Consider the following 8,061-nt stretch of genomic DNA (forward strand, 5'->3'; position numbering starts at 1 on the left):
ACGGATATGGAGTCGGCGGTGAAGACGATCAACGCGCTCGCGCTGGGTATCGGCGCGCTGCTGGTGCCGACGGCGGCGTCCGCGAAATGCGATGTCGCGCAGCTCGTCGAGCTGAAGGTGACGATGATCGGCGAAAAGCCGATGGTGGATATCGGCATCAACGGGCAGACGCGGCGCTTCGTCGCCGATAGCGGCGCATTCTTTAGCACGATCTCGCCCGGCAGCGCACGCGAGCTGGGCCTGTCGCTGTCGAGCCTGCCGGCCGGTTTCCAGATCCGCGGCATCGGCGGCGGTGCGGACGCGAGCCTCGCGACGGTCAGGGAGGTGACGCTGGCCGGCGTGCCGCTCCGCAACATCCCCTTCATCGTCGGCGGCAGCGAGGTGGGGCCGGGGACGGGCCTGCTCGGCCAGAACGTGCTCGGCCTCGGCGACGTCGAATACGATTTGGAGCATGCCGCGATCCGGCTGATGCGGCCGAAGGGCTGCGGCGACGCGAACCTCGCATATTGGTCGGGGACGCGGCCGGTGTCGGTGATCCCCGTCGAGCCGCGCGATGCGCACCAGCCGCACACGATCGGCACGATCCTGCTGAACGGCAAGAAGATCCGGGCGGTGTTCGACACCGGCGCCGGCACCACTGTCCTCTCGCTGTCGGCGGCGGCGCGGGCGGGGGTGACGCCCGACACGCCCGGGGTGACGGCGGCGGGATACAGCCGCGGGCTGGGGCACAGGGTCGTCAGGACGTGGCTTGCCCCGTTCGACGACATGACGATCGGCGGCGAGCAGATCCGCCGGACCAGATTGCTGATCGGCGACCTCGGCGTGCCCGGCGTCGACATGCTGATCGGCGCCGATTTCTTCCTGTCGCACCGGATCTACGTCTCGAACACCGCGCACAAGATGTTCTTTACCTATGACGGCGGCCCGGTGTTCAACATCACCCCGTCCCATGCGGTCGACGCGACCGGTGCGACGCTCGCCTTGCCCGTCGACGACGCCGGGCCGACCGACGCGGCGGGGCTCGCGCGGCGTGGCATGGCCTTCGCCGCGCGCCATCAGCTGAAGGAGGCGGATGCCGACCTGTCCCGCGCCATCGCGCTCGCCCCGGCGGAGGGCCATGCCTATTACCAGCGTGCGACGGTGCGGTTGCAGGAACGGCAGGCGGGGTCCGCGCACGACGACCTCGACACCGCGATCCGGCTGGCGCCGGAGGATGCGGAGGCGCGGATCCTGCGGGCGCGGATGCGGCTGGCGGTCCACGACCGCCCGTCGGCGACGGAGGATATCGACGTCGCGGATCGCGTGCTGCCCGCGGCATCCGACCTGCGGCTGGAACTGGGCTCGCTGCTCGGCGAGATCGACGCCTTCGACCGGGCGATCGCGCAGTTCGACGGCTGGATTCACGCCCATCCCGACGACAGCCGCCGGCCGGTCGCGCAGAACGATCGCGCCTGGGTGCGCGCGCTCGGCAACCGCGAGCTGCCGGCCGCGCTGTCCGACGTCGATGCCGCGATCCGCCAGCGCCGCGACAATGCCAATTTCCTCGATACGCGCGGGCTCGTCCACCTCCGGCTGGGGCAATATGACAAGGCGGTCGCGGACTATACCGCATGCCTCGCCGCGCAGCCGCGCAGTGCCTGGTCGCTCTACGGCCGCGGTCTCGCCGAGCGGCATCTGGGACAGACCGCCGCGGCGGAGGCCGATGTGGCGGCGGCGCTGAAGATCGCGGTGCATATCGACGAACGGTTCAGGGCGCTGGGGATCGCCTGACGCCGTCGCGCGCTATCGCGTCGCGGCGATCCAGATCCGGTCGTGGCCGAGGTCGAAGATGACCGTCGAGCGCGCGAAGGCGAGCAGGCCGACGCGCGGCTGCGCGGCGACCGTCGCGGTGACGCCGGCGAGGGCGACCCCGCCGATCCGGATTCGCGACGAACCCCCGGCCACGGGCGCGCCGACGCCGTCGGGGCTGGCGAGATCCAGCGTCGCACGGACCGCCGGTGCCCCGTCGATCGAAAGCGGCACGGTCATGCCGCCGTCCGCATCGCGTGCGATCGGAATCGCCGTCATCCGTGCCTCTCGCCGGGCGGCGTCGCGCGCCGAGAGCAGCCGCAGCTGCCGGGCCGGAAAGTCGATCGCGATAGGGTTGCCGTCGATGAGGTCGCGCCCGATCGTCAGCGCCACGCCCGCCGGCTGGTCGCCGGCGCGCGGCGTGTCGGCACGCGTGCGCATCGCGCCGATGCCGATCGCGATCCGTCGCCCCGCGCGCAGGTCCGGCGCGATGCTCGATGTCGCCGCGCCGGGCGCGATCGCCACGCCGACGCGCCGCTCGTCGACCCGCCCGTGCACCAGCAACGTCGCCGCCAGCAGCACGAACTTGCCGCCGGTCGCCCCGATCACACCACTCATCATCGTCCTCCGTCGATCGTTCCACCCGTCGCCTGGAACAGCGCGACCGTGTCGGTCAGCCGCGCCGCACGCGCCTGCACCAGCTGCGCGCGCGCCTGTGCGTCCGCCGCCGTCGCGTTGAGCAGCTGGAGCGTGCCGACGTCGCCGAGCGCGAGCTGACGGCGGACGAAGGTCAGCGCCCGCCCGGCCGCATCACCGGCGCGGCTCGCCGCGTCGAGCGCGTCCGCGTCGGTGGCGAGGCCGGACAGCGCGTCGGCGACGTCGCCGAACGCCTGCACCACCGCGGTGCGATATTGCGCCTTGGCGCCATCGAGCGCGGCCTCCGCGGCGCGTTGCTGCCGGCGCAGTGCGCCCGCATGGAACAGCGGCTGGGTGATCCCGCCGATCAGCGTCCAGAACGGGTTGCCGCTCTTGAACATGTCGCCGAACCGCTGCGCCGACCCGCCGGCATTGGCGCTGAGCGTGATCGCGGGGAGCCGCGCGGCGATCGCGGTGCGCACGTCGGCGCCCGCGCCCTCCAGCTGCTCGCGCGCGGCAGCCACGTCGGGGCGGTCGGCGACGACCTGCGACGGCAATGCGAGGGGCAGGCGCGTCGGCAGCCGCAGGCCGACGAGCGCCGGCAGGGGCGGCAGCGCGGCCCCTGCCGCCCGGCCGAGCAGTGCCGCGATCAGCACCCGCTGGTGCGCCTCCTGCCGGACGAGCGGCGGCAGCGCGCCCTCGGCCGTCGCGAGCGCGGTCTGCTGCGTCGCCACGTCGGCGGCGCCGATCGCGCCGAGCCGCTGACGCTGCACCAGGCTGGACAGGATATCGCGGTTGACGGTGATGCCGAGGCGCGCGGCAGCGATCTGGTCGGCGAGCGCGGCCCGCTGGATCACCGCCTGGACCAGCGTCGCGACGACGGTGGTGCGCGCCGCGTCGAGGCGATGCCGCTGCACCTCCGCGGCCGCCCGGGCGGAGCGGATGCGCGACCGGGTGCCACCGAACGGGTCGAGCGTGTAGCCGACCGTCACCTGTGCGGTGTGCAGCGTGTAGAGTTGCTGGTTCTGGTCCGCGACCGGGGGTGACAGCGCGTTGGACACGCGGGCGCGTTCCGCCTGATAGCCGGCATCGACCTGCGGCAGCAAGGCGCCGGCCGCGGCGCCGGCGAGAGCCTGCGCCTGACGCAGCGCGGCGTCCGCGCTCGCGACATCGTTGTTGCGCGCGAGCGCCTCGGCGACCAGCGCGTCGAGGCGTGGGCTGGCGAAGGTCGTCCACCAGCGTGCCGGCGCCGGTGCGGCGACGAAGTCCTGCGCCGGGCCCGAGGCCGGCGCGATCCGTGCGGGTGTCGCGGCCGGCGGAAGGACCGCCTGCGCGTCGAGATCGCGGGGGCCGGTGGTGCACGCGGTCATCGCACCGGCAGCCGCGCCGGCGAGCAGGAGGGCGAGGGCGCGGGTCATGCCGTCGCCTCCGCGGCGGCTGCGTCGCCGTGCGGGCGATGCCCGACGTCGCGGCCGTGTGCGCCGCGATCCTCCGGCGGCACGCGTCGGGAGAAGCGGTCGATCAACACCGGCAGCACCAACAGGATCAACAGCGGCGCCAGCGCCATGCCACCGACCACGACGAGCGCCAGCGGCTTCTGCACCTGGCTGCCGATCCCGCTCGACAGCGCGGCGGGCAGCAGGCCGATCGCGGCGACCAGGCACGTCATCACGACCGGGCGCAGGCTGTGACGCACCGTCGTCGCCAGCGCGCCCTGACGGTCGACGCCTTCGTCGACCGCGTTGTTGTACGTGGTGACGACGAGGATGCCGTCCATCACCGCGATGCCGAACAGCGCGACGAAGCCGATCGCGGCGGAGATGCTGAACGCCGTGCCGGTCAGCGCCAGCGCCAGCACGCCGCCGACCACCGCCATCGGGATCGCCGCGAAGGCGAGCAGGCTGTCGCGGATCGAGCCGAAATTGGCATAGAGCAGCAACAGCATCAGCAGCAGGCTGATCGGCACGACCACCTCCAGTCGCGCGATGGCGTTGTTGAGGTTGTCGAGCTCGCCCGCCCATTCGAGATGATAGCCGCTCGGCAGGTGGACGTTGCGGGTGATGCGCGCCCGCGCCTCGTCCACCGCCCCGCCCAGGTCACGGCCGCGTACCGAGAACTTGATCGGGATGTAGCGTTCCTGGTGCTCGCGATAGATGAACGACGCGCCGGAGGTGAGGTGCACGTCGGCGACCTCGCCCAGCGGCACCTGGATCGTGCCGGTACCGTCGGGCGCGGGCGCGCCGATGCCGATGCGCCGGATCGCCTCGATCGAATCGCGCTGTTCCGGCTTCAGCCGGACGACGATCGGGAAGTGGCGGTCGGTGCCCGCCTCGTACAGGTCGGCGGTCGAGCTGCCGCCGATCGCCGCCGCGACGGTCGCGTTGACGTCGTCGGGCGTCAGGCCGTAGCGCGCGGCCCTGGCGCGGTCGACATCGACGCGGACGGTCGGCTGGCCCAGGGACTGGAACACGCCGAGGTCCTCGATTCCCCGCACCTTGCCCATCTGGTCCTTGATCCGGTCGGCGTATGTTTCGAGCGTCGTCAGGTCGGGGCCGAACAGCTTGATCGAATTGGCGCCCTTCACGCCCGACGCCGCCTCTTCGACATTGTCCTCGATGATCTGCGAAAAGCTGAAGTCGACGCCCGGATAGCGCGCGGCGAGCCGCTTCGAGAGTTCGGCGATCAGGCTTTCCTTGGTGACGCCGCGGGGCCACTGGTCCGCCGGTTTCAGCGGCACGAAGAATTCGGCGTTGAAGAAACCGGTGGCGTCGGTGCCGTCGTCGGGGCGGCCGTGCGCGGACAGGACCGCCGTCACCTCGGGATAGCCGGCGATGATCCGCCGCACGCCGTTGACGACCGGCTGGCCCGCCTCGAGGCTGATCGACGGCGGCAGGGTGGCGCGGATGTACATGTTGCCCTCTTCAAGGTGCGGCAGGAATTCGATGCCGAGCGAGCGCACGCCGATGCCGGCGACGAGCAGCATCAGCACCGCGCCGCCGATCGCGAGCACGCGGTTGCCGAGGGCGAAGGCGGCGGCGGGTTCGTAGGCGCGGCGCAGCCGGCCGACGATCCACGTCTCCACCTCCGACAGGCGGTCGGGCAGCAGCAGCGTCGCGAGCACCGGCGCGACGGTGAAGGTCGCGATCAGGCCGCCGGTGATCGCATAGGCATAGGTCTTGGCCATCGGGCCGAAGATGTGCCCCTCGACCCCGGTCAGCGTGAACAGCGGCAGGAAGCTCGCGATGATGATCGCGGCGGCGAAGAAGATGCCGCGGCTCACCTCGCTGCTCGCGCCCAGCACCGCCGAAAAGCGGTTGGCGAGCGTGAAGTGGCCGCGGCCGCTTTCGACGTGCGCGGACCGTTCGACCATGTGGCGGAAGATGTTCTCGACCATGATGACGCTGGCATCGACCACCAGCCCGAAATCGAGCGCGCCGACCGACAGCAGGTTGGCGCTCTCGCCTTGCAGGACGAGGATCAGGATCGCGAAGGCGAGCGCGAACGGGATCGTCGCGGCGACGATGATCGCGCTGCGCAGGTTGCCGAGGAACAGCCATTGCAGCGCGAAGATCAGCAGGATGCCGACGACCATGTTCTCGAGCACGGTGTGGATCGTCAGGTGGATGAGGTCCGACCGGTCGTAGATGCGGTCCAGCCGGACGCCGGGGGGCAGCACGCCCGAATCGTTGATCTCGGCGACCTCCTTCTGCACCGCCTGGATCGTCGGCATCGACTGGGCGCCGCGCTGCATCAGCACGATCCCCTGCACGATGTCGTCCTGGTCGTTGTAGCCGGCGATGCCGAGCCGCGGCGAGTTGCCGATGCTGACGCGCGCGACGTCCTTGACCAGGATCGGCTGTCCGCCGGCGGTGCCGACCAGCACGTTCTCGATCCCCGACGGCGTCTGGATCAGCCCGACGCCGCGCACGATCGCCGCCTGCGCACCGAAGTTGATCGTCTGGCCGCCGACGTTGCCGTCGCTCTTGGCGATCGCGGCCAGCACCTGCGCGACGGTGACGTTATGCGCGGCGAGCCGGTCGTTGTCGATCACGACGTCATAGGCGCGCAGCTTGCCGCCCCAGCCGGTGACGTCGATCACGCCGGGGATACGCTTGAACCGGCGTTGCAGCACCCAGTCCTGCAGCGTCTTGAGGTCCATCACCGAATAACCCTTGGGCGCGGTGATCCTGTAGCGGTAGATCTCGCCGACCGGGCTGGTCGGCGACAGCGTCGGCTGCGCGCCCCCGGCAAGCGGCGGCAGCTGCGACAGGCGGTTGATGACCTGCTGCTTCGCCTGTTCGTTGGTCAGGTCGTAGCTGAACTGGATCTTCACGTCGGACAGGCCGAACAGGCTGATCGCGCGGATCGCGGTCAGGTGGGGGATGCCCGCCATGCCGACCTCGATCGGGATGGTGACGTTGCGCTCCATCTCTTCCGCCGACAGGCCCTGCGTCTGGGTGATGACCTCGACCATCGGCGGCACGGGGTCGGGATAGGCCTCGATGTTCAGGTTGACGAAGCCGATGACGCCCGCGACGAGCATCGCCGCGAAGACGCCGACGATCAGCAGCCGCTGGCGCAGCGCGAAGGCGACGATGCGGTTCACTGGCCCAGCCCCGCTTCGTTGACGAACAGCGCGCCGGCGGTGACGATGCGTTCGCCGGCGGCGAGGCCGCGGAGGATCGCGACCTGCCCGTCCTGTTCGTCGCCCGCGACGACGCTGCGCGCGGCGAGCAGCCCGCCGGGGCGGACCACCCACACCCGCGCGTTCTCGCCCTCGTGGATCACCGCCGTGGCGGGAACGCGGATCGCGGTCCCGGCGTCGGCGCTGCGGATCGCGAAGCTCGCGAACATCTGCGGCTTCAGCGCGCCGTCGGGGTTGGCGATCGTCGCGCGCACGGGCAGCCGGTGCGTCTGGGGATCGAGCGCGGCGCCGACGAGGTCGATGCGGGCCTGGAACCGGCGGCCGGGCAGCGCGGGCGTCGTCACCGTCGCCGCATCGCCGACGTGGATCGCGGCGGCGTCCCCCTCCGCAACCTGCGCGACCAGCCAGACGCGGGCGGGATCGGTGATCGTCATCACCGGCTTGTCGCCGCCCTGGCTGACATATTGCCCCGCCGCCACGTCGCGCGTCGCGACGAGGCCGCTGATCGGGGCGTGCAGCGTCGTGACGTCGTGGATCCCGGCGACCTCGCCGACCCCTTCCAGCCGGCGGATCTCCACCGGCGACTTGCCGAGCACCGCCAGCTTGTCGCGCGCCGCGCCGAGCGCGGCGGCGGCGGTGCGCGCGGTCGCCTGCGCCGCGGCGAGATCGGTCTGCGCCTGCTGATAGTCTTTCAGCGCGCCGCCGGCGGTCTGGTAGATCTGCTTCTGCCGCTCGGTCGTGCGCGTCGCGGTGGCGAGTTGCGCCTGCGCGTTCTGATAGGCCGCGCGTGCCGAAAACAGCCCGCTGCGCGCGTCGACGAAATCGCTGGTGCGCACGAGGAGCAGCGGCTGGCCCTGCGTCACGCGCTGGCCGGCGTCGACCAGCACGCGCACGACCTGTCCCGCATAGGGCATCAGCACCGGCGTACTGCGGTCGCCGTCGACCGTGATCGCACCGCTCGCCAGCGTCCGGTCGTCGGCATTGCCGATCCC

5 protein-coding genes are annotated in these 8,061 nt (G+C 71.7%); 1 reads left to right on the top strand and 4 read right to left on the bottom strand.

Going from position 1 to position 8,061, the window contains the following annotated elements; genetic code table 11:
- The first annotated feature begins 18 nt into the window (after window positions 1–18).
- A complete protein-coding gene (locus LPN01_RS10915) occupies window positions 19–1,770 on the top strand; it encodes an aspartyl protease family protein (RefSeq protein ID WP_262828445.1) in 1,752 nt (583 codons plus the stop codon).
- 12 nt (window positions 1,771–1,782) lie between these two features.
- Here LPN01_RS10915 and LPN01_RS10920 read toward each other — a convergent pair whose 3' ends face one another.
- From LPN01_RS10920 to LPN01_RS10935, 4 genes are all read right to left on the bottom strand, one after another.
- A complete protein-coding gene (locus tag LPN01_RS10920; protein ID WP_262828447.1) occupies window positions 1,783–2,409 on the bottom strand; it encodes a hypothetical protein in 627 nt (208 codons plus the stop codon).
- Window positions 2,406–3,842, bottom strand: a complete 1,437-nt coding sequence (locus LPN01_RS10925; RefSeq protein WP_262828448.1) for an efflux transporter outer membrane subunit — start codon at window positions 3,840–3,842, stop codon at window positions 2,406–2,408. Before LPN01_RS10925 ends, LPN01_RS10920 begins: the two co-directional genes overlap by 4 nt.
- A complete protein-coding gene (locus tag LPN01_RS10930; protein WP_262828449.1) occupies window positions 3,839–7,030 on the bottom strand; it encodes an efflux RND transporter permease subunit in 3,192 nt (1,063 codons plus the stop codon). The genes LPN01_RS10925 and LPN01_RS10930 overlap by 4 nt, the downstream gene beginning before the upstream one ends.
- Window positions 7,027–8,061, bottom strand: a 1,035-nt coding sequence (locus LPN01_RS10935; protein WP_262828450.1) for an efflux RND transporter periplasmic adaptor subunit, incomplete at its 5' end; no start/stop codon positions are given. The genes LPN01_RS10930 and LPN01_RS10935, both read right to left, overlap by 4 nt.

This window comes from Sphingomonas sp. A2-49, assembly GCF_025548555.1.
GTDB lineage: Bacteria > Pseudomonadota > Alphaproteobacteria > Sphingomonadales > Sphingomonadaceae > Sphingomonas.

What these genes read in the sequence shown, in the direction of transcription:
- LPN01_RS10920 (WP_262828447.1), bottom strand. Translation starts at nt 2,409, where the DNA reads ATGATGAGTGGTGTGATCGGGGCGACCGGCGGCAAGTTCGTGCTGCTG.
- LPN01_RS10925 (WP_262828448.1), bottom strand. Translation starts at nt 3,842, where the DNA reads ATGACCCGCGCCCTCGCCCTCCTGCTCGCCGGCGCGGCTGCCGGTGCG.